Below are 21755 nucleotides of genomic sequence, written 5' to 3' on the forward strand. Positions count from 1 at the left end.
GGCAGGAGGATGCCCGGGGCGACGCTGCCCTCGGGGCCGTACTCGCCGGCGACCGCCCGGCAGGCGAAGTCCCGGTTCTGCATCATCTGGTTCGACATCAGGGTGAAGATCGTCTGCACCTTGGCGCCGAACGGGCCGCGGGGCGGGCGCACGTCCTCGATCGTCACCTGGTAGCGCCCGAGCAGCGCCTCGAACGGCGCCGTGCCGATGCGGTAGCCGCAGACATTGGCCGCGGCGAACACGTAGGCCGCCGTCTCCAGCGCCCGCGGCGGCGGGGCGTTGCGGATGCCCTGCGCGGCGGCCTGGCCGCAGGTCGACGCCGCCGCGAGGGCAAGGAGCAGGGTCGGGCGCATGGGGTGGATCCTCCGGACGGAGACGCCCGGTCCGGGGCCGGGCTTCGGCACGCCCGCGAAGGTAGCGCAGCCGGTCCAGGGCGCCAGGGCGAGGAGGACCGCCATCCACCTCCCATCCCTCTCCCGGGCGGAGGCGACGCGGAGGGAGATCCGCGACCGGCCGGGTCACGATCGCCCGGCGACCGGCAGACCACCGCCGAAAAAACTGCCCTCCAGTATCCGCCGCACCCATGGCCGCCCCCGCGCCCGGGCCTATCTGGCGTTCGGGCGACGCGGGACGCGGGGGAGCATGACCACGACCTTCTTCCTGGTGCGGCACGGCGCGCATGACCGGCTCGGCCGCACCCTGTGCGGACGGATGCCCGGGGTGGTGCTCGGGCCCGAGGGACGGGCGCAGGCCGACGCCCTGGCGGAGCGCCTCGCCGGCGAGGGGCTGGCGGCGGTCTACGTCTCGCCGCTCGAGCGGGCGCAGGAGACCGCCGCCCCGGTCGCGGCCCGGGTCGGCCTGGCGGTCGAGACCCTGCCGGCCCTAACCGAGATCGATTTCGGCGAGTGGTCCGGGCGGAGCTTCGACGCGCTGCACGGCGATCCCGTCTGGACGGGCTGGAACCAGGCCCGCCACGTCACGCGGCCGCCGGGGGGCGAGACGGCGATCGAGGCGCAAGGCCGGGTGCTGCGCGGCCTCGAGGCGCTGCGCGAGCGCCACGGCGAGGCCCGCCTTGCCCTCGTCAGCCACGCCGACATCATCAAGCTCGTGATCGCCCACGCCCTCGGCCTCGGCGCGGACGCGATGCAGCGCTTCGAGATCGGCCCGGCCTCGGTGAGCGTGCTGGTGCTGGGCGCCTGGGGCGCCAAGGTCGAGAGCCTGAACGAGCGGGCGTTCCTGAAGGACATCCCGAAGGACATGGCATGACAGACGAGAGCTTGCGCGCCCAAGCCGAGGCCCTCGGCCCCTGGTTCCACAACATCGAGATCGCCCCCGGCCTGTTCACGGCGCCCGACCATTTCCTCGGCGACTACCCGTCGGTGAAGTGGCGGCACTTCGCGGACGCGGTGCCGGCGGACCTCACCGGCAAGACGGTGCTCGACATCGGCTGCAACGCCGGCTTCTACGCGGTCGAGATGAAGCGGCGCGGCGCCGCCCGGGTGCTGGGGATCGACGAGGACGAGCGCTACCTCGCGCAAGGCCGCTTCGTCGCCGAGGCGCTCGGCGCGGAGATCGAGTTCCGCAACCTCTCGGTCTACGACGTCGGGGCGCTGGGGGAGCGCTTTGACGTGGTGCTGTTCATGGGCGTGCTCTACCACCTGCGCCACCCGCTCCTGGCCCTCGACCTGATCCATACCCACGTCGCCGGCGACCTCCTGGTGTTCCAGTCGATGCAGCGGGGCGCGACCACGGTGGCGCCGGTCGCCGCCGACTACGACTTCTTCGACGCCGCCCACTTCGACGATCCGGGCTACCCGAAGATGCACTTCATCGAGCGCTGCTATGCCGGCGACCCGACCAACTGGTGGGCGCCCAACCGCGCCTGCACCGAGGCGATGCTGCGGGCCGCCGGCTTCCGGATCGAGGCCCACCCGGAGGAGGAGGTCTATCTCTGCCGCCGGGCCGCGACGCCGGTCGATTGCCGGCCCGTCTATCCGGCGCGCCCGCCTCCTTGAGCAGTTCACGGGGCAGCCCCGCGTCCTATAACGGGCGTGCGGGCACGCGGCTTGCCATAGGTCAGCCCAAGAGTCAGCCGCGGCGCCCGACGCCGCCCCGACGCGTGAGCGCCCCGTGATTCCTCCAGCCCGATGAAGCACTCCATCCGCCGCGGGACCCTGCGCGAGCCCGGCCCCGACCTCGCCCGGCTGCCGGTGGCGCCGGACCTCGCCGGCATCAGCGTGGTGGAGGGTTTGCGGGCGGCGGTCGCCTTCGCGGCCATCATCCTGCTCGATGCGTGGCTCGCCTGGCCGCCGCTCCTCACCATGGCGCTCGCCGCCAACCTCACCTGCTTCTGCGACATCGGCGGGCCGATCCGGCCGCGCCTCACCGCGCTCCTCGCCTTCACCGGGCTCGGCGGCCTCGTCTGGGGCGCCTTCGGGGTGATGGAGGGCTATGGCCCGGCCCTGGTGCTGCCGGTGGCCCTCGCGGTCATCTTCTGCTGCACCTTCGCGCGGGTCTGGGGCGTGCCGGCCCAGACCGTCGGCAACGTGCTGGTGGTGGTGCTCTGCCTCGCCCTCGACCGGGCCCTGACGGTGGAGCAGGGCGCGGTGGTCACGGTGATGTTCTGGGCCGGCGGGTTCTGGGCCGCCTTCCTGGCCCTGGTGGTCTGGCGGCTCCACCCCTACCGGCCCGCCCACGCGGCGATCGGCGGCGTCTGGCGCGGCCTGTCGCGCCTCGCCCGCGACCTGCGCCGGCTCTCGGCCGATCCGCACGGCGCCGACTTGGCCGTCTGGGAGGCCCATGCCCGCGGCCACCGCCGGGCGGTGCGCGACGCCATCGAGGTCGCCCGCACCCTGGTGCTCGACCTCGCCCGCAGCCGTGCGCGGCTCTCGGAGCGCAACGCCCGGGCCCTGATCCGCCTGGAGGCGGCCGAGCAGCTCTTCGGGGTGATGATCGCGCTGTCGGACCACCTCGAGCGGGCGACGCCGGCGCAGCGGGCGCAGGCTGCCCGGCTGCTGCGCCTGCTGCCGCCGCTCCTGAAGATCTTAGCCCGCGCGATCCGCCGCGACCGGCCGATCGATCTCGGGCGCGTCGAGCGGGCGCTGGCGCGGGCGATGCCGGCTCCCGGGGCCGACCCGGCCCTGCGCCGGATGGCCGAGCGCATCCTCGACCGGGTGCGGATCGGCGCCAAGCTGTCGGGGCCGGAGGATCTCGCCGGCGGCGGCGGGCTCGCCGGCGCGCCGGCCCCGCCCTTCCGCGAGACCGTGCTCCAGCCCCTGCGGGCCAACCTGACCTGGTCCTCGGCCAATCTCCGCCATGCCGTGCGGGCGACCGTGGTGGCCCTGCCGGCGCTCGCCGTCACCTTCTGGTGGCCCGGCCCGTTCACCCACTGGCTCACCATCACGGTGGTGCTGACGATGCAGCCCTTCTACGCCGCCACCTGGCAGCGGGCGCTGGAGCGCATCGGCGGCACGGTGCTGGGCGGGGTGATCGGGGCGGTGCTCGCCTTCTACGCCACCTCGCCGCCGATCCTCGCCGCCATGATGGTGCCGCTCAGCGTCATCGGCTTCGCCGCCCGCGGCGTCAGCTACGGCACCTTCATCGCCTGCCTGACGCCTCTCGTGGTCGTGCTGGTGGAACTGGTCGAGCCCGGCCACTCCTCCTGGGAGATCGTCGGGATGCGGGCCCTGTTCACGGTGCTGGGCGGGGCGGTGGCGGTGCTGGCCGGCCTGCTGCTGTGGCCGCTCTGGGAGCCCGGCCGCGTCCGCGACGCCCTGCGCACCGCGCTCCAGACCCATGCCCGCTACGCCGAGGCCGTGCTGGCCGAGCGCCTGGGCGAGGGGCCGGCCTCGGCCGCCGAGGCCGCGGCCCGGGCGGCGGGGCTCGCCAGCAACAACCTCGAGGCGGCCCTGTCCCGCGCCCTTCAGGAGCCGCGCCGCCGCGGCCGCTCCCGCATCGAGGCCGCGATGGTGGCCGACGCCACCCTGCGGCGCATGGCCGGCCGCCTCGCCATGCTGCGCCACGAGCCCGAACTGGCCGGCCCCGACGCCGCCGCGTGGCGGGCCTGGCGGGACTGGCTCGGCCAGGCCCTCGCCCGCACCGCGGGCGGCGAGGCGCTGCCGCCGAAGCCCGAGGGGGCGGAATCGGAGGCGTTCGGGCGCATCGCGGCGCAGGTCGAGCTGCTGGCCGGGACGTTGAAGCGGGCGGGGATCAGCGGGCGCGCGGCGGGGGGACCGGCGTAGCGCCGCTCCCGCCCGGCATCACGGGGAGCCCTCGGGGTTCGGGCCGGTCCTCAGCCCCGCTTCGCGCCGGCCCGGTCCCCCGGGGAGGCGAGCGGATCCCGAGGCGCCTCACGACCCTCGCGGGCCGCGTTCGAGAACACCGTCTGGCCGCCCGGACCTGTATCCTCGCGCCGGGGCGGATTGCGGCGGTCATCGGTGCGGCCGGCGAGCTCGTCCGGGTTGCCGCGCTCGGAGGCCGGGACGTCGTCGATCCGCGTCGGCGCCGCCTCGCTGCCGCCCGGCGCGGACAGGATCCCGGATTGCGTGGTCCCGTCCCCGCCCATGCCGCCATAGCCCTGGGGGCCACCGCGGCCTGCGTCGTCGCCGGCGGTGCCGAAGGCCGCCCGCACGTCGTCCGCCTCACCCGGCAGGTCGCCGGGATCGGGGGCCCGCCCCGCATCGTCGCGCGGACCGTCGGGACGGGCGAGGCGTTCGGCCAGTTCGCGCTGCTCCTCGGGGGTCAGCAGCTCCCGCTGCGCCGTCCCGGCCGCACCCGTCTCGGGCGAGACCCTGCCGCCGGGTACCGGGGCGTCTCGGTCGCCAGGATGATTCGCCATGCACGCACTCCTTCTCGACACGGCTTGCGGCCGCTGGCCGGGCCAGACCAAAGCGCATGCCTTGCTCCCGTTCCACCGCCGTGCACCGTATCCGCCACCGCAGGATCTTGATGCCGTTAGGGCAAGTCGGGATGCAGCGGCTTTCGTGTGCGTGGAGCTTTCGCACGCCTGGAGTCGATATATAAATAAATGACACACGGAGTGCGGTGATGCCCAAGGTCGAGACGGATGCTCGGGCGGTCGTCGCACGCCTCCTAGGATGACATGCCCCGCTACATTGCCCTGATCGACGGCGAGCCCGGCGGCTACGGCGTCGCCTTCCCGGACTGCCCTGGCTGCACCGCCATGGGCGGGACGATCGATGAGGCCATCGGCAATGCTGGCGAGGCGTTGCGCGAGTGGATCGGCGATCGACTGGCCGCCGGAGCGGCGCCGCCAGCGCCGCGCACGGCTGACGCCCTCCTGGCAGACCCGGACGAGGCCGGGCGATGGCCGAGGCCACCCTGGTTGCGACCATCCCGCTCGTCCTGGACGAGGGACGCTCGGTGCGGGTGAATCTCTCGCTCGACGCGGGTGCCCTCGCGATGATCGACCAGGCCGCCCGCGAGCGCGGGGTGACGCGCTCCGCGTTCCTCGTCTCGGCGGCGCGGGAGAAGATCATCGCCGACGGATAGGGAGCCGCCGCCCGTGTCCCGGGAGGCGGGCGAGGCCGCTCACCCCCGCCGCAGCAGGAACACCCCCTGCGTGCCGACGAGGTTCCACACCCACCACGGCAGGGCGAAGCGCATCGGGTGGCCCGACGCGTCGAGGGCCGAGGCGCGCTCGATCCGGGCGCCGACCACGCGGCACAGGCCGACGAAGTCGCGGATGGTGCAGTGGTGGATGTTCGGGGTCTCGTACCAGGGATCGGGCAGGATGTCGGTCACCGGCATCCGGCCGCGCAGCAGCAGCTCGCTGCGCACCCGCCAGTGGCCGAAATTCGGGAACGACACGATCGCCCGGCGGCCGATCCGCAGGAGGTGCTCCAGCACCACCTTCGGCTGGCGCGTCGCCTGGATCGTCTGCGACAGGATCACGTAGTCGAAGGCGTCGTCCGGGTAGGCCGCCAGATCCGTGTCGGCGTCGCCCTGGATCACCGGCAGGCCGAGCGCCAGGCAGGCATTGACGCCCTGGCGCGACAGCTCGATGCCGCGGCCGTCGACGCCGCGCCGGTCGCGCAGGAGCGCGAGCAGCGAGCCGTCGCCGCAGCCGACGTCGAGCACCCGGGAGCCGGGCTCGACGAGGCCGAGCACCACGAGGTGGTCGACCCGCGACGAGCCGGTGGCGTCCTGCGGCAGGCCCGCGGGGGCGAGGGAGGCGCTGACGGCGCTCACAGGCCGCGCTCCCGGCCTGCGGCCGCGATGAAGCCCCTGGCCGCCGAGATCATCGCGGGCTCGTCGAGCAGGAAGGCGTCGTGGCCCTTGTCGCTCTCCACCTCGACGAAGGCGACCGGGGCCGCCGCGGCGTTGAGCGCGTGGACGATCGCCCGCGAATCGGCGGTCGGGAACAGCCAGTCGGAGGTGAAGGACATGATGCAGAATCGGGTCCTGGTGCCCCGGAAGGCATTGGCCAGCACGCCGCCGTGGTCGGCCGCGAGATCGAAGTAGTCCATCGCCCGGGTGAGATACAGGTAGGCGTTGGCGTCGAAGCGCTCGACGAAGGTGATGCCCTGGTGGCGCAGGTAGCTCTCGATCTGGAAGTCGGCGTCGAACGAGAAGGTCGGGGCGTCCCGGTCCTGCAGGCGGCGGCCGAACTTGCGGTGGAGCGCCGGCTCCGACAGGTAGGTGATGTGGGCGCCCATCCGGGCGACGCCGAGGCCCTTGGCCGGGCGCGTGCCGACGTCGAGGTAGCGCCCGCCGTGCCAGTTCGGGTCGGCCAGGATCGCCTGCCGTCCGACCTCGTGGAAGGCGATGTTCTGGGCCGAGTGGCGCGCGCCCGTCGCGATCGGCATCGCGGCGAAGACCCGCTCGGGGTAGCTCGCCGCCCATTGCAGCACCTGCATGCCGCCCATCGAGCCGCCGATGCAGAGGAAGAGGTCCTTGATGCCGAGCCGGTCGAGCAGCATCGCCTGGCCGCGCACCATGTCGCGGACGGTGACGAGCGGGAAGTCGAGGCCGTAGGCCCGTCCGGTCGCCGGGTTGATCGAGGCCGGTCCCGTCGTGCCCATGCAGGAGCCGACCACGTTGGCGCAGATCACGAAGTAGCGGTCGGTGTCGACCGGCTTGCCGGGCCCGACCAAGCGTTCCCACCAGCCCGGCTTGCCGGTCACCGGGTGGGTGTTGGCGACGTGCTGGTCGCCGGTGAGCGCGTGGCAGACCAGCACCGCGTTGCTGCGCGCGGCATTGAGCGTGCCGGCGGTCTGGTAGGCGATCTGCCAGGGTGCCAGGTCCACCCCCGCATCCATCGCCAGCGGCTCGTCGGCCGCGAAGCGGGCGACGGGGCTCGTCGGCTCGACCGCCTGGGAGGCGGCCTCGATCCCGGACTTCAGGAGAGGTGTGGCCATGCTTCTCACGGGGCTGTCGCCGGGGCGGGCGAAGAGACGAGGCTGTGGCGGGGAAAACCGGAGGTCGTTCGTTCTCCAAACCGGACCGGCCGTTAAAGCGGCCAAAAATTCCGCTTCGTCGGACGAAAGAGGTAGGGCTTCGCTGTCGCGCCGTCAATCGACGGAAGGACGATCTCCGGGGAGAGCCCGCGCCGGCGCCCCTGGCCCCCGGGCGCGGCGGATCGTAAGACGGAGTCTCCCGCCGCCGGTTCACGCGAAGCCATGACGTCGTCCCCGCCCGCCGACCTCGCCGCCCTCCGGGCCGACATCGACCGCATCGACGCCGCGATGCACGACCTGCTGATGGAGCGCGGCCGGATCATCGACCGGCTGATTGCCGTGAAGAAGACCTCGGCCTCTGGCTCCGCCTTCCGGCCCGGCCGCGAGGCCGCGATGATGCGGGTGATCGCCGAGCGCCACGGCGGCCTCCTGCCGCTCGACACGGTGGAGGGGATCTGGCGCGTCATCATCGCGACCTTCACCTTCGTGCAGGCGCCGTTCGCGGTCCATGCCGACGTCTCGGGCGGCGACGCGCCGATGCGCGATTCCGCCCGCTTCCATTTCGGCTTCACGGTGCCCTACCGGCCGCACCCGAGCGCCGCCGCGGTGATCGCCGCCGTCGCGGCCTCGCGGGGCGATCTCGGGATCTTCCGGCTCGACCAGGGGGTGACGGCGGGGGCCTGGTGGCGCCTGCTCGCCGGCCCGGGCCGCCCGAAGGTGATCGCCCGGATGCCCTTCATCGAGCGGCCCGGCCACCCGGCCGGCACCCCGGTCTTCTGCATCAGCCGGCCCCTCGACGACCCGAGCGCGGCCCAGCGCGACTGGGTGCTCTACGCCGCCCATTTCGAGCGCTGGCGTGACGAGGCGGCGGAGGCGGTGGCCGACCTCGGCGGCGAGGTGGTGGCAAGCGCCGGCACCGGCGGGGGCCTGAGCCAGCTCCTGGCGCTCCCCGGCACGGTGAGCCCGGAGGAGGCGCGGGCGGCCCTCGCCGAGGCGGGGGCGACGCCGGGCGTCCTGGAGGAGGTCGGCAGCCACGCGGCCCGGTTCAGGGTGGGGGAGGCCTGAGAGATTTCCCTAGCGGCAGGGCTGCCGGAGGAGAGAATCCGGACAGGAATGGGTCCCGGTTTTCCCCTCTCCCCGCCTGCGGGGAGAGGGAGAGGCGGTGTGCTAGGCCGACACCCCCAGCCGCCGGTTGAGCGCCAGCGCCCCCAGCGTGCAGACCGCGCCCGACAGGAGGTAGACGCCGACCCAGGGCAGCCCGAGGCGGCTCGAGGCGTAGAGCGCCACCAGGGGGGCGAAGCCGGCGCCGACCAGCCAGGCGAGGTCGGAGGTCAACGCCGAGCCGGTGTAGCGGTATTTGGTGCCGAAATTCTCCGCGATGGCGCCGGAGCTCTGGCCGTAGGCGAGGCCCAGCAGCGCGAAGCCGATCACCACGAAGATCGTCTGCCCGGCCATGCTGTCGCCGAAGAGCAGCGGGGCGCCGATGCTGCCGAGGGCGAACAGGCCGATCAGCGCGGCGGCGAGCGCGATGGTGGAGCGGCGCCCGATCTGATCGGCGATCAGGCCCGACATCACGATCGTGATCGCCGCGATGGCGGCGCCGGCGAGCTGCACCATCAGGAACTCGCCGACCGAGCGGCCGGTGAACAGGCTGATCCAGCTCACCGGGAACACCGTGACGAGGTGGAACAGGGCGTAGCAGGCGAGCGGCACGAAGGCGCCGACCAGGATGTCCCGGCCGCTGGTGCGCAGGGTGTCGAGAACCGGCTCCGGCTCGAGCTCGTCGGCCTCGAGCAGGCGGCGGAACTCCTCCGTGGCGACGAGGCGCAGGCGCGCGAACAGCGCCACGACGTTGATCGTGAAGGCGACGAAGAACGGGTAGCGCCAGCCGAAGCCCATGAAGTCGGCGTCCGAGAGCTGGAGCTCGAAGAACGCGAACAGCGCGCTCGCCAGCATGAAGCCGACCGGGGCGCCGAGCTGCGGCAGCATCGCGTACCAGCCGCGGCGGCTCTTCGGCGCGTTGAGGGCCAGGAGCGAGGCGAGCCCGTCCCAGGCGCCGCCCAGCGCCAGGCCCTGGCCGATCCGGCACAGGGCGAGCAGCACCGCCGACCAGATGCCGATGGTCTCGTAGCCCGGCAGGAAGGCGATGAGGCAGGTCGAGGTGCCGAGCAGGAACAGCGCGATGGTGAGCTTGGTGGCCCGGCCGTAGCGCCGGTCGACCGCCATGAACACCACCGAGCCGACCGGCCGCGCCACGAAGGCGAGGGCGAACAGCCCGAACGCGTACAGCGTGCCCGTCACCGGCTCGACCCACGGGAAGACGTGGCGCGGGAAGACCAGCACGCAGGCGAGGCCGAACACGAAGAAGTCGAAGAACTCCGACGTGCGGCCGATGATGACGCCGAGGGCGATCTCGCCCGGCGCGACGTGGCCGGGCTCCGACGAGGCCAGGCGGGCATCCCGTTCCGGCTTGGAGGAGTTGGCGGCGGCGTCGTCCGCCGTGATCGTGGCCATATCGGAATCCTGCTTCGTCACTCTTACGAAGGCCCCTTCCTTAGAGGAGAACCGCCCCCGAGGGGGCCTGGACAAAACGTCCAATGCCGCAGGCTGCCCAGCCGGCGTACAGGACAGGAGCCGCAAGCTGATCGTCCGGGCTGCCCGTGAGACATTTACGCCTCCTCCTCCTCCCGCTCCTCCTCCTCGCCGGAGGATGCAACGCCGTGCTGCTGTCGCCCTCCGGCGACGTGGCGCTCCAGCAGCGTAACCTGCTGATCGCCTCCACGGTCTTGATGCTCCTCATCATCGTGCCGGTGATGGCGCTGACCGTCGCCTTCGCGTGGCACTACCGCGAGGGCAACAAGAAGGCCGTCTACGACCCGAACTTCCACCACTCGACCGGGCTCGAGGTGGTGATCTGGTCGGCGCCGCTCCTGATCATCGTGGCGCTCGGCGCGCTCACCTGGCTTGGCACCCACCTGCTCGATCCCTACCGGCCCGTCAGCCGCATCAGCGCCTCGAAGCCGATCGTGTCGAGTGTCGGCGACCCGATGGTCTCGGGCAAGCCCCTGGTGATCCAGGTCGTCGCCCTCGACTGGAAATGGCTCTTCCTCTACCCCGAGCAGGGCATCGCCTCGCTCAACGAGGTCGCGGCCCCGGTCGACCGGCCGATCGAGTTCCGCATCACCTCCTCCTCGGTGATGAACTCGCTCTTCATCCCGGCGCTGGCCGGCCAGATCTACGCCATGCCGGGCATGCAGACGCGGCTCAATGCCGTGATCAACCACGCCGGCGACTACGAGGGCTTCTCCGCCAACTACAGCGGCGCCGGATTCTCGCACATGCGCTTCACCTTCAAGGGCGTCGACGAGGGCGGTTTCAGCGCCTGGGTCGACAAGGTCCGCAAGGACGGTGGCGCGCTCTCCCGCACGGACTACCTGAAGCTCGAGCGGCCGAGCGAGAAGGAGCCGGTGCGCTACTACAACGCCGTCGACGACGGCCTCTACGACGCGATCCTCAACATGTGCGTCGACCGCACCAAGATGTGCATGCACGACATGGCGGCGATCGACGCCCGGGGCGGCGGCGGCCGCGAGGGCATCCACACCGTCATGCGCCTCACCTACGACAAGGCCGTCCGTCGCGGCACCGGCGCGACCCAGCAGGCCACCTTCGTGACGGCGCTCTGCACCCCCGCCGACGCCTACGGCCTCGGCACCACGTCGGCCGCCAGGTCCCCGGATGGCAAGTCCCCGGCGACCGCTGCGACGCCCCGTCTGAACTGAGAGCCCGGACCCCGCAGGCTGTCCCGTAATCCAGGCTGACCCATGAACTCCGAGCACAATCCGATCGAAGCCTACCCGCACTGGTGGCGGCTGCTGTTCGGCCGCTTCACCCTCGAATCCCTGCCCCTCCACGAGCCGATCGTGGTGGTGACCTTCCTGGGCGTGGCCCTCGGCGGCCTCGTCATCCTCGGCGCGCTCACCCGCTACAAGCTGTGGGGCCCGCTCTGGCGCGACTGGCTGACCAGCGTCGACCACAAGAAGATCGGGATCATGTACATGATCCTCGGCCTCGTCATGCTGCTGCGCGGCTTCGCCGACGCGCTGATGATGCGCGCCCAGCAGGCGATCGCCCATGGCGGCGCTGAGGGCTACCTGCCGCCGCACCACTACGATCAGATCTTCACCGCCCACGGCGTGATCATGATCTTCTTCGTGGCGATGCCGCTGGTCACCGGGCTGATGAACTTCGTGGTGCCGCTGCAGATCGGCGCCCGCGACGTCGCCTTCCCGTTCCTCAACAACTTCAGCTTCTGGATGACCGCCAGCGGCGCCATCCTGATCATGATGTCGCTGTTCGTCGGCGAGTTCGCGGCGACCGGCTGGCTGGCCTACCCGCCGCTGTCGAACATCGCGTACTCACCGAGCGTCGGCGTCGACTACTACATCTGGGCGCTGCAGATCGCCGGCGTCGGCACAACGTTGTCGGGCGTCAACCTGATCGCCACCATCGTCAAGATGCGGGCTCCCGGCATGTCGATGATGAAGATGCCGGTCTTCACCTGGACCTCGCTCTGCACCAATGTCCTGATCGTCGCCTCCTTCCCGGTGCTCGGCGCCGTCCTGGCGCTGCTCACCCTCGACCGCTACGTCGGCACCAACTTCTTCACGAACGATCTCGGCGGCAACCCGATGATGTACGTGAACCTGATCTGGATCTGGGGCCACCCCGAGGTCTACATCCTGGTGCTGCCGGCCTTCGGCATCTTCTCCGAGGTGGTCTCGACCTACTGCGGCAAGCGCCTGTTCGGCTACGCCTCGATGGTCTACGCCACGGTCGTCATCACCATCCTGTCCTACCTGGTCTGGCTGCACCACTTCTTCACCATGGGGTCGGGGGCGAGCGTCAACTCGTTCTTCGGCATCACCACGATGATCATCTCGATCCCGACGGGCGCGAAGATCTTCAACTGGCTGTTCACGATGTATCGCGGCCGCATCCGCTTCGAGCTGCCGATGATGTGGACGGTCGCCTTCATGCTGACCTTCGTCATCGGCGGCATGACCGGCGTGCTGCTGGCCGTGCCCCCGGCGGACTTCGTGCTGCACAACTCGCTGTTCCTGGTGGCGCACTTCCACAACGTGATCATCGGCGGCGTGCTGTTCGGTCTGTTCGCCGGCATCTACTACTGGTGGCCGAAGGCCTTCGGCTTCCGGCTCGACCCGTTCTGGGGCAAGGTCTCGTTCTGGTGCTGGGTGGTCGGCTTCTGGGTCGCCTTCATGCCGCTCTACATCCTCGGCCTGATGGGCGTGACCCGGCGCCTGAGCTCCTTCGCCGACACCTCGCTCCAGCCCCTGTTCGTGATCGCGGCCTTCGGCGCCGTCCTGATCGCCGCCGGCATCGCCGCGATGATCATCCAGATCGCGGTCAGCGTCCTGCGGCGCGAGCAGCTCGCCGACCTCACCGGCGATCCCTGGGGTGGCCGCACCCTCGAATGGGCGACCTCCTCGCCGCCCCCGGCCTACAACTTCGCCTTCACGCCCATGGTGCATGACGGCGACGCTTGGTGGGACATGAAGAGCCGCGGCTACAAGCGTCCGCTGGAGGGCTACAAGGCCATCCACATGCCGAAGAACACCGGCGCGGGGATCATCATCCCGGCCATCGCCACGGTCTTCGGCGTCGCCATGATCTGGCACGTCTGGTGGCTCGCGGTGATCTCCTTCGCGGGCGTGATCGCGGCGACCATCATCCACACCTTCAACTACGACCGCGACTACTACATCCCCGCCGACGAGGTCGCGCAAACAGAGGATGAGCGCACCCGCGCGCTCGCCCTCGCCCCGGCCGCCACCCCCGCAGGCGCCTGAGGAAACCCGCCATGGCACAGTCACAGTCGGTCACGGCGAGCGACGCCGAACTGCACTTCTACGTCGCCGACGACGAGCATGGCCACGCCGAGGGCGGGACCATGCTCGGGTTCTGGCTCTACCTGATGAGCGACTGCCTGATCTTCGCGATCCTGTTCGCGACGTACGGCGTGCTCGGACGGAACTACGCGGCGGGCCCGTCCGGGGCGGACCTGTTCGACCTCAAGCTCGTGGCGGTGAACACCGCCATGCTCCTGTTCTCCTCCATCACCTATGGCTTCGCCATGCTGGAGATGGAGAAGGGCGACCAGCGGATGACGCAGCGCTGGCTGGCGATCACCGGGGCCTTCGGCCTCGCGTTCATCTGCCTCGAGCTCTACGAGTTCGCCCACCTGATCCACGAGGGCGCGACGCCCCAGCGCAGCGCCTTCCTGTCCTCGTTCTTCACCCTGGTGGGCACGCACGGCCTGCACGTCACCTTCGGGTTGATCTGGCTCGTGACCCTGATGGTGCAGGTGCACCAGCGCGGCCTGATCCAGGCCAACCGCCGCCGGCTGATGTGCCTGAGCATGTTCTGGCACTTCCTCGACGTGATCTGGATCGGCGTCTTCACCTTCGTCTACCTGATGGGGTCCCTGAAATGAGCGCCCGCGCTCCCGCATCCGACGACGTCCACGTCGAGGTGGTCCACGACCACCACGAGGCCGGCCACGGCTCGCGCCGGGGCTACATCACCGGCTTCGTCCTGTCGGTGATCCTGACGGCGATCCCGTTCTGGCTGGTGATGGCCGAGGTCTTCACGGATACCCGCGTGACCTCGCTCGTCATCATGGCCTTCGCGGTGGTGCAGATCGTGGTCCACATGATCTACTTCCTGCACATGAACGCGCACTCGGAAGGCGGCTGGACCATGATGGCGCTGATCTTCACGGTCGTCCTGGTCGTGATCGCGCTCGCGGGCTCGCTCTGGGTGATGTACCACCTCAACACCAACATGATGCCGATGTCGCCGGGCGACATGCGCAACATGCCGTGACGGGGACCTCCGACGGTCCGCATTCCCCGGCCGGGGCGGCTGCGCCGTCCCGGCCGAAGCGCCTCCTGCTGGTCGCGCTCTCGTTCCTGGCGGCGGCCGTGTTCAGCGCGCTGGGGGCCTGGCAGGTCGAGCGCCGGGCCTGGAAGCTCGACCTCATCGCCCGCGTCGAGGCGCGCCTCGCCGCAGCCCCGGTCCCGGCGCCCGGCCGGGCCGCGTGGCCCACCCTCTCCCGCGACGCCGACGAGTACCGCCGCGTGACGGTCCGGGGCCGCTTTCTCCCCGACCGCGCGGCCCGCGCGATGGCGGTGACCGAGAAGGGGGCCGGGTCCTGGCTCCTCGTGCCCCTCGTCACCGCGACCGGCGACACGATCCTCGTCAACCGCGGCTTCGCGCCGCCCGACTGGCAGGCTCCCTCCGGGGACGGGGAGGGGACCGTGACGGTGACCGGCCTCCTGCGCATGCCCGAGCCCGGTGGCGGCTTCCTGCGCAGCAACGACCCCGCCCACGATCGCTGGTACTCCCGCGACGTGGCGGCGATCGCGGATGCCAGGGGGCTCGGCCCGGTGGCGCCGTACTTCATCGATGCCGACGCCTCCGGCAACGGCCCGGGGCGGCCGGTCGGCGGGCTCACCGTCGTGGCGTTCCGCAATCACCATCTCATCTACGCGCTGACCTGGTTCGGCCTCGCGGCGATGGCGGGGTATGGGGCCTATCGGGCGTTGCGCGAGGCGCCGCCACGGTGAACGACGCTGTTCCGGAAGGGGCGCACCCAAATTCCTCCCGGGCAGGGGCGGGAGGGTTTCTGCGCGCGTGAACGGTGACCGCATGACAGACTGGGCTGACCTGCGCCGGACCGCCCGCGAGACCCTGGCCGGGGCGGCGCGCCGCCTCGGCGCCGGCAGGCCGGCAGGCCTCGCTGCGCCCGGCACCCTCGAGGACCACGACGGCGGACGCCAGAACCTCCTGCTCCTGGTGCAGCTGCGCTGGATCGCGGTGGCGGGCCAGGTCGTCACCATCGCGGTGGCGCAGGCGGGACTCGGCATCGCGCTGCCGCTCGGCCCGATGGCGGTCGTGCTGGTGGGGCTCGTCGTCCTCAACCTCGTCAGCCTCAGCTGGATCGCCCGCGGCGGCAGCGTCACGGAGGGCGTGCTGTTCGTGGCGCTCCTCCTCGACGTCGTGGCCCTGACGGCGCAGCTCTACCTGAGCGGCGGCGCCACCAACCCGTTCACCTCGCTCTTCCTGCTCCAGCTCACCCTGGCGGCGGTGCTGCTCAGCAGCCGGGCGACGATCGGCCTCGTGGCGCTCACCACCGCCTCCCTCGGGGTGCTGCTCCTGTCCTACCGGCCGCTGGTGCTGCCGCAGGGCGGCGAGAACGAGCTGTTTCGGCTCTACCTCGTCGGCATGCTGGTGGCGTTCGTGATCGACGCGGCGCTCATCGCGGTGTTCGTCACCCGCGTCTCGCGCAACCTGCGCGAGCAGGACGCGCGCCTCGCCGCCATGCGCCAGCGGGCGGCGGAGGAGGACCACATCGTCCGCATGGGCCTGCTCGCCTCGGGCGCGGCGCATGAGCTGGGCACGCCGCTGTCGTCGCTCTCGGTGATCCTCGGGGACTGGCGCCGGATGCCGGAGCTCACCGCCTCGGCCGAGATCGCCCGCGAGATCGAGGAGATGCAGGAGGCGGTGGGCCGCTGCAAGGCGATCGTCACCGGCATCCTGCTCGCGGCCGGCGCCGCCCGCGGGGAGGCGCCGCATCTCACGAGCGTGCGCACCTTCGTGACCGAACTCGTCGGCGAGTGGCGGCGCATGCATGCCTGCTTCGGACTGCAGGTCCGCGACGAGTTCGGCGAGGACGAGGAGATCGTCTCCGACACCGCCCTGAAGCAGGTGGTGTTCAACGTCCTCGACAACGCCCTCGACATGTCGCCGCGCTTCGTCGAGCTGGCGGTCTCCCGCGAGGGCGACGCCCTGCGGCTCTCGGTCACCGACCGCGGCCCGGGTTTCGCGCCCGAGATGTTGGCGCGGCTCGGCCAGCCCTATACATCGAGCAAGGGGCGCCTCGGCGGCGGGCTCGGGCTGTTCCTCGTCGTCAACGTCGTGCGCAAGCTCGGCGGCACGGTGGAGGCCCGCAACCGCAGCCACGGAGGCGCCGTCGTGACCATCAGCCTGCCGCTCTCGAGCCTGACGGTGTGAGATGTCCGACGACCGCCTGCTCGTCATCGTCGAGGACGACGACCGCTTCGCCGCCACCCTGACCCGCTCGTTCGAGCGGCGGGGCTACACCGTGGTGAGCCTCGCCGGCCTGCAGCCGCTCGAGGCCCTGCTCGCCGCGCGCACCCCGAACTACGCCGTCGTCGACCTGAAGCTCGCCGGCGAATCGGGCCTCGCCTGCGTCAAGGCCCTGCACGACCACGATCCCGGCATCCTCACGGTGGTGCTGACGGGCTATGCCAGCATCGCCACCGCCGTCGAGGCGATCAAGCTCGGCGCCTGCCACTACCTCGCCAAGCCCGCCAACACCGACGACATCGAGGCGGCCTTCTCCAAGGCGGAAGGGGACGTCGACGTCTCGCTCTCCGGCCGCCCGACCTCGATCAAGACCCTCGAGTGGGAGCGCATCCACCAGACCCTGGTCGAGACCGACTTCAACATCTCGGAGACCGCGCGGCGGCTCGGGATGCACCGCCGCACGCTGGCCCGCAAGCTCGACAAGCAGCAGGTGAAATAGTCCGGCCCTCCTCCCGCATGGCTGACGCGTGCGGAATGCGGTTTCGCATCCTGGCGAAGCCGGCGCACCCGGGGTAACGTCCCGCCCGAAATTGAAGGAGGAGACGAGAATGAACGCCCCGTCCGCCGCGGTCGCGACCCAGACCAATCTCAGCCCCGCCAAGCCCCTCGAGGGTGCCCGCGGCGCGTTTCGGTGGGACGACCCCTTCCTGCTCGACGACCAGCTCACCGACGACGAGCGCCTGATCCGCGACTCGGCCCGCAGCTTCGCCCAGGAGCGGCTCCTGCCCGGCATCGTCGAGGCCTATGCCGAGGAGAAGACCGACCGCTCGCTGTTCAACGCCATGGGCGAGCTCGGTCTCCTCGGCGTCACCCTGCCTGAGGAGTACGGCTGCGCCGGCGCGTCCTACGTCGCCTACGGCCTCGTCGCCCGCGAGGTCGAGCGGGTCGATTCCGGCTACCGCTCGATGATGAGCGTGCAGTCGTCGCTCGTCATGTACCCGATCTACGCCTATGGCGACGAGACCCAGCGCAAGACCTACCTGCCGAAGCTCGCCTCGGGCGAGTTCGTCGGCTGCTTCGGCCTGACCGAGCCCGATGCCGGCTCCGACCCGGCCGGCATGAAGACCCGGGCCGACAAGATCGACGGCGGCTACCGGCTCTCTGGCGCCAAGACCTGGATCTCGAACGCCCCGATCGCCGACGTGTTCGTGGTCTGGGCCAAGTCCCCAGCCCACGACAACCAGATCCGCGGCTTCGTCCTCGAGAAGGGGATGAAGGGACTGTCGGCGCCCAAGATCAAGGGCAAGCTGTCCTTGCGCGCCTCGGTCACCGGCGAGATCGTGATGGACGGCGTCGAGGTGCCGGAGAGCGCGCTCCTGCCGAACGTTTCGGGGCTGAAGGGCCCGTTCGGCTGCCTCAACCGGGCACGCTACGGCATCTCGTGGGGGGCGCTGGGTGCTGCCGAGGATTGCTGGCACCGGGCGCGGCAGTACACGCTCGACCGCAAGCAGTTCAACCGGCCGCTCGCCCAGACGCAGCTGGTGCAGAAGAAGCTCGCCGACATGCAGACCGAGATCGCGCTCGGCCTCCAGGGCAGCTTGCGGGTGGGTCGTCTGTTCGACGAGGGCCGGATGGCGCCCGAGATGATCTCGCTGGTCAAGCGTAACAATTGCGGCAAGGCGCTCGCCATCGCCCGCGAGGCCCGCGACATGCACGGCGGCAACGGCATCATGGGCGAGTACCACGTGATGCGCCACGCCCAGAACCTCGAGACGGTGAACACCTACGAGGGCACCCACGACGTCCACGCCCTGATCCTGGGCCGGGCCCAGACCGGGCTGCAGGCGTTCTTCTAGGGAAGCCTTCACCGTCATCCCGGGTCCGCGCAGCGGTACCCGGGATGACGGTGGCGGGTGAGAAGCCCGCCTCCGGTTACTCCTCACGCCACCGCCTGCGCCCAGTAGGTGAGGCTCCCCGGATTGACCGGAGCGCCCGCCTCCCGGTTGCGGGCGGTGATTGCCTCGTGGAAGGCGCGGGCTTCCTCCGCGTCGACGAGGTCGCGAAGCGCCGCGAGGATGCGGGTGATGCGCAGGTGGTTGTGGTCGAAGGCCGTCAGCCACCCGTCCGTCCCGGTGTAGAAGCGCAGCATCCGGTCCCGGGCGGCGAGGAGTCCCGCCCGCGCCGCCGGATCGGCCCGGATCGCCGCGGCCTCCGCCGCCCCGAGCACCGGCGCGCCCGGCACCGCCCGGCTCGCCTCCGGCAGCGGAAACAGCCACTGGATGAAGTCGTGCACGCCCTCGATGCGGGCGTCGTCGAAGGCCAGCACCGCGGCGAGGGTGCGGCCACGCCCGTCGCGGCCGTGGCCTGCCAGGAAGGCGTGGATCGGTCCCGCGCTCGCCTCGGTCATGTGAGCCTCCCCTGAGGATCCCTTCAGGATAGGGCGGGGAGGCCGCCGCGTCAGGCCGCCGCCCTCCGCTCGGCCCGCGCCGCCTCCAGCGTCCGCACCCGCGGGATCACCTGCTCGCCGAAATACCGGACCTCCTCCTGGAAGTGCAGGAAGCCGAGCAGCGCCAGGTCGGCGCCCGCGTCCTTGAGCGCCAGGATGCGCTCGGCGATCTGGTCCGGCGTGCCGATCAGGTTCGAGCGGAAGCCGTCGTTGTACTGCACCAGGTCCTCGAAGCTCGACTTCGCCCAGTTGCCCTCGCCCTCGGGCGAGGCGGCACCGGCATTCTTCACCTCGTGGCCGAAGGCGCGCACCGCTTCCGGATCGGCCTGGTCGATGATCGCCTGGAGCACGGCGCGGGCTTCGTCCTCCGTGTCGCGGGCGATCACGAAGGCGTTGACGCCGATCTTCACGCTCCGGCCCTCAGCAGCGGCCTTCTGGCGGACGTCGTCGACCTGGACGCGGATGTTCTCCGGCGTGTTGCCGTTGGTGAAGTACCAGTCGGAGACCCGGGCCGCCATGTCCCGCGCCGCCCGCGACGAGCCGCCTTGAAAGATCTCGGGCAGGGGCTCGGCCGGCTTCGGCTTCAGGGCGTAGTCGGTGTAGCGGTAGAAGTCGCCCCGGTAGGTGAAGGCGTCTTCCGTCCAGATTCCGCGCAGGGCGCGGATGAACTCCTCCGAGCGGCGATAGCGCTCGTCATGGTCGAGCCAGGGCTCGCCGATCGCCCGGAACTCGCCCGAGAACCAGCCGCTGACGATGTTGACGGCGATGCGGCCGCCGGTGAGCTGCGAGATCGTGGCGACCTGCTTGGCGGCGAGCGTCGGATTCCACGGCCCGGGCAGGATCGCGGCGATGACCTTGAGGCGCTCGGTGGCGGCGAGCAGGGCGTGGCTGAAGGCGACCGATTCGTGCTGGTACTCGGCGCCGTAGCCGGCGGTGAAGCGAACTTGAGTCAGGGCGTAGTCGAAGCCCGCCCGCTCGGCGATCCGCGCCAGCTCCCGGTTGTAGTCGGCGTCCCAGCTCGTGCGCTGGGGAATCTTGCTGATGACGAGCCCGCCGGAAACGTTCGGCACCCAGTAGGCGAAGCGGATCGGCTCAGGTGTCTGCTGCGTCATGGCGGATCCTCGCTCGTCCGTTGTCAAGAACAGCCGGCGCCGCCTGCGTGAACGGCGCGGACGACCTTCAGTATCGAAGGCACCTTCCGCGCCGTCAAAAGCATCGTCGTGCTTTTTCGCTGCTCACGCGGGAAGCCCGTCCTCCGGATCGGGCCGCCCGCGCGGATGATCTTCTTCTCGCGCGTCAGGCCTTCGGCCGCTCGCGGTTGCCGTACTGCGCCAGTTCCAGCCGGGCGATCGAGCGGTTGTGGACCTCGTCCGGCCCGTCGGCGAGGCGCAAGGTCCGGATGCGCGCGTAGGAATAGGCGAGGCCGGCGTCGCTGCTGACGCCGGCGCCGCCATGGGCCTGGATGGCGTCGTCGATGATCTTCAGCGCCATGCGCGGCGCGGCGACCTTGATCATCGCGATGTCGAGCTTGGCGCCCTTGTTGCCGACCTTGTCCATCATGTCCGCCGCCTTGAGGCAGAGGAGCCGCGTCATCTCGATGTCGATGCGGGCCTCGCCGATGCGCTGCTCCCAGACCGAGTGGTCGGCGATGCGCTTGCCGAAGGCGACGCGGCCGAGCAGGCGCTTGGCCATCTTCTCGAGCGCCTCTTCCGCGACCCCGATGGTGCGCATGCAGTGGTGGATGCGGCCCGGCCCGAGCCGCCCTTGCGCGATCTCGAAGCCGCGGCCCTCGCCGAGCAGCAGGTTCTCGGCCGGCACCCGTACGTCGTGCAGGATCACCTCGGCGTGGCCGTGCGGGGCGTCGTCGTAGCCGAAGACCGGCAGCATCCGCACCACCTCGATGCCGGGGGCATCGAGCGGGACCAGGATCTGCGACTGCTGCTGGTGCAGGGGGGCGCTGGTGTCGGTCTTGCCCATCACGATGGCGACGGCGCAGCGCGGGTCGCCGACGCCCGACGACCACCACTTGCGGCCGCTGATGACGTAGTGGTCGCCGTCGCGGCGGATCCGGGTCTCGATGTTGGTGGCGTCGGAGGAGGCCACGTCCGGCTCGGTCATCAGGAAGGCCGAGCGGATCTCGCCCGCCATCAGGGGCGTGAGCCAGCGCTCCTTCTGCGCCCGGGTGCCGTAGCGGTGCAGCACCTCCATGTTGCCGGTGTCCGGCGCCGAGCAGTTGAACACCTCGGAGGCCCAGGAGATCCGGCCCATCTCCTCGGCGCAGAGCGCGTAGTCGAGGTTGGTCAGCCCGGCGCCGCGGAACTCGCCGTCGTCGTGCTGAGGCGAGGGCGGCAGGAAGAGGTTCCACAGGCCCGCCTCGCGGGCCACGGGCTTGAGCCGCTCGATCACCGGCACCGGCTGCCAGCGCTCAGTGCCGAAGGCCTCCATCTCGGCCTTGTAGGTCGGCACCGCCGGGCGGACGTGCTCGTCCATGAAGGCCCGGACCCGGTCGCGCCAGTGGCGCTGCCGCTCGGAGAGGGTGAAATCCATGCGCGCATCCTCCCGTGGCCGGGGTCTCGCGCCCCGCCGCTTCGGGGCCGGAGCCTAGCGCCAACCGCGCGCGAGCAAAACCGCCTTTTCGAAAGGGGCGGGACCGATGCGCCGCGCTGACTCCGTACCGGGTTTTCGAAGGGGAGGCGTGATGCGCTGATTGGCTTCGCGCGACACTCCCACCGCACAGGGTCATCCCGGGGCCGCGCAGC

22 protein-coding genes are annotated in these 21755 nt (G+C 71.1%); 14 read left to right on the forward strand and 8 right to left on the reverse strand.

Translation table 11 applies throughout. The features are described 5' to 3' along the window. Positions 1-353: hypothetical protein (locus VQ02_RS08525; protein ID WP_048443778.1), on the reverse strand; the 353-nt coding region annotated here is incomplete at its 3' end. Between the two features lie 289 nt (positions 354-642). Between VQ02_RS08525 and VQ02_RS08530 the strand changes: the two genes are divergently transcribed. From VQ02_RS08530 to VQ02_RS08540, 3 genes are all read left to right on the forward strand, one after another. Further along, complete coding sequence (locus VQ02_RS08530) at positions 643-1266, forward strand: histidine phosphatase family protein (protein WP_048443754.1); 624 nt, start codon at positions 643-645, stop codon at positions 1264-1266. After that, on the forward strand, positions 1263-2015 hold the full coding sequence (locus VQ02_RS08535) for a TIGR04290 family methyltransferase (RefSeq protein ID WP_048443755.1): 753 nt from the start codon (positions 1263-1265) through the stop codon (positions 2013-2015). The genes VQ02_RS08530 and VQ02_RS08535 overlap by 4 nt, the downstream gene beginning before the upstream one ends. A gap of 132 nt (positions 2016-2147) precedes the next feature. Continuing rightward, positions 2148-4241: an FUSC family protein gene (locus VQ02_RS08540; protein ID WP_053080285.1), complete on the forward strand. Its 2094-nt coding sequence runs from the start codon at positions 2148-2150 to the stop codon at positions 4239-4241. 50 nt (positions 4242-4291) lie between these two features. Here VQ02_RS08540 and VQ02_RS08545 read toward each other — a convergent pair whose 3' ends face one another. Then, on the reverse strand, positions 4292-4837 hold the full coding sequence (locus tag VQ02_RS08545) for a hypothetical protein (RefSeq protein ID WP_048443756.1): 546 nt from the start codon (positions 4835-4837) through the stop codon (positions 4292-4294). Between the two features lie 264 nt (positions 4838-5101). Here VQ02_RS08545 and VQ02_RS39710 point away from each other — a divergent pair, with 264 nt between their 5' ends. Together VQ02_RS39710 and VQ02_RS39715 are read left to right on the forward strand one after the other, a co-directional pair. Further along, on the forward strand, positions 5102-5392 hold the full coding sequence (locus VQ02_RS39710) for a type II toxin-antitoxin system HicB family antitoxin (RefSeq protein WP_342447815.1): 291 nt from the start codon (positions 5102-5104) through the stop codon (positions 5390-5392). Beyond that, a complete protein-coding gene (locus VQ02_RS39715) occupies positions 5326-5511 on the forward strand; it encodes a type II toxin-antitoxin system HicB family antitoxin (protein ID WP_053080286.1) in 186 nt (61 codons plus the stop codon). The genes VQ02_RS39710 and VQ02_RS39715 overlap by 67 nt, the downstream gene beginning before the upstream one ends. 39 nt (positions 5512-5550) lie before the next feature. On the opposite strand, the gene metW is transcribed toward VQ02_RS39715, so the two are convergent. Both metW and metX read right to left on the reverse strand, forming a co-directional pair. Further along, the gene (gene metW, locus VQ02_RS08555) at positions 5551-6210 is read right to left on the reverse strand and encodes a methionine biosynthesis protein MetW (protein ID WP_048443757.1); all 660 of its coding nucleotides are present in this window, start codon (positions 6208-6210) and stop codon (positions 5551-5553) included. Next, entirely contained in the window at positions 6207-7379 is a 1173-nt protein-coding gene (gene metX / locus VQ02_RS08560; RefSeq protein ID WP_048443758.1) for a homoserine O-acetyltransferase MetX, read from the reverse strand. The genes metW and metX overlap by 4 nt, the downstream gene beginning before the upstream one ends. 261 nt (positions 7380-7640) lie before the next feature. Here metX and VQ02_RS08565 point away from each other — a divergent pair, with 261 nt between their 5' ends. After that, complete coding sequence (locus VQ02_RS08565; RefSeq protein WP_048443759.1) at positions 7641-8483, forward strand: chorismate mutase; 843 nt, start codon at positions 7641-7643, stop codon at positions 8481-8483. A gap of 102 nt (positions 8484-8585) precedes the next feature. On the opposite strand, the gene VQ02_RS08570 is transcribed toward VQ02_RS08565, so the two are convergent. Then, the gene (locus tag VQ02_RS08570; protein WP_048443760.1) at positions 8586-9932 is read right to left on the reverse strand and encodes an MFS transporter; all 1347 of its coding nucleotides are present in this window, start codon (positions 9930-9932) and stop codon (positions 8586-8588) included. 146 nt (positions 9933-10078) lie between these two features. Here VQ02_RS08570 and cyoA point away from each other — a divergent pair, with 146 nt between their 5' ends. From cyoA to VQ02_RS08610, 8 genes are all read left to right on the forward strand, one after another. Further along, positions 10079-11200, forward strand: a complete 1122-nt coding sequence (cyoA, locus tag VQ02_RS08575; RefSeq protein WP_048443761.1) for a ubiquinol oxidase subunit II — start codon at positions 10079-10081, stop codon at positions 11198-11200. A gap of 42 nt (positions 11201-11242) precedes the next feature. Continuing rightward, positions 11243-13288 carry a cytochrome o ubiquinol oxidase subunit I gene (gene cyoB, locus VQ02_RS08580; protein WP_048443762.1) on the forward strand — a complete coding sequence of 682 codons (2046 nt, stop codon included), beginning with the start codon at positions 11243-11245 and terminating at the stop codon, positions 13286-13288. 11 nt (positions 13289-13299) lie between these two features. Beyond that, on the forward strand, positions 13300-13932 hold the full coding sequence (gene cyoC / locus VQ02_RS08585; RefSeq protein ID WP_048443763.1) for a cytochrome o ubiquinol oxidase subunit III: 633 nt from the start codon (positions 13300-13302) through the stop codon (positions 13930-13932). After that, entirely contained in the window at positions 13929-14324 is a 396-nt protein-coding gene (gene cyoD, locus VQ02_RS08590; protein WP_048443764.1) for a cytochrome o ubiquinol oxidase subunit IV, read from the forward strand. The genes cyoC and cyoD overlap by 4 nt, the downstream gene beginning before the upstream one ends. Then, positions 14321-15067 (forward strand): SURF1 family protein, encoded by a 747-nt coding sequence (locus tag VQ02_RS08595; RefSeq protein WP_083469119.1) that lies wholly within the window; start codon positions 14321-14323, stop codon positions 15065-15067. The genes cyoD and VQ02_RS08595 overlap by 4 nt, the downstream gene beginning before the upstream one ends. 82 nt (positions 15068-15149) lie before the next feature. Beyond that, positions 15150-16514 (forward strand): ATP-binding protein, encoded by a 1365-nt coding sequence (locus VQ02_RS08600; RefSeq protein WP_048443765.1) that lies wholly within the window; start codon positions 15150-15152, stop codon positions 16512-16514. 1 nt (position 16515) lies between these two features. Further along, a complete protein-coding gene (locus tag VQ02_RS08605; protein WP_048443766.1) occupies positions 16516-17049 on the forward strand; it encodes a response regulator transcription factor in 534 nt (177 codons plus the stop codon). A gap of 109 nt (positions 17050-17158) precedes the next feature. Continuing rightward, the gene (locus VQ02_RS08610) at positions 17159-18406 is read left to right on the forward strand and encodes an acyl-CoA dehydrogenase (protein ID WP_048443767.1); all 1248 of its coding nucleotides are present in this window, start codon (positions 17159-17161) and stop codon (positions 18404-18406) included. Between the two features lie 83 nt (positions 18407-18489). Here the strand turns inward: VQ02_RS08610 and VQ02_RS08615 are convergent, their stop codons facing one another. The 3 genes from VQ02_RS08615 to VQ02_RS08625 all read right to left on the reverse strand — a co-directional run bounded on the left by VQ02_RS08615 (position 18490) and on the right by VQ02_RS08625 (position 21543). Then, the gene (locus tag VQ02_RS08615) at positions 18490-18957 is read right to left on the reverse strand and encodes an opioid growth factor receptor-related protein (RefSeq protein WP_048443768.1); all 468 of its coding nucleotides are present in this window, start codon (positions 18955-18957) and stop codon (positions 18490-18492) included. Positions 18958-19007: 50 nt separating this feature from the next. Continuing rightward, positions 19008-20108, reverse strand: coding sequence for a dimethylsulfone monooxygenase SfnG (sfnG, locus tag VQ02_RS08620; protein ID WP_048443769.1), 1101 nt, complete (start codon positions 20106-20108; stop codon positions 19008-19010). Positions 20109-20292: 184 nt separating this feature from the next. Further along, the gene (locus tag VQ02_RS08625; protein ID WP_048443770.1) at positions 20293-21543 is read right to left on the reverse strand and encodes an acyl-CoA dehydrogenase family protein; all 1251 of its coding nucleotides are present in this window, start codon (positions 21541-21543) and stop codon (positions 20293-20295) included. Between the last annotated feature and the right edge of the window lie 212 nt (positions 21544-21755).

Source organism: Methylobacterium variabile (genome assembly GCF_001043975.1).
GTDB classification, from domain to species: domain Bacteria; phylum Pseudomonadota; class Alphaproteobacteria; order Rhizobiales; family Beijerinckiaceae; genus Methylobacterium; species Methylobacterium variabile.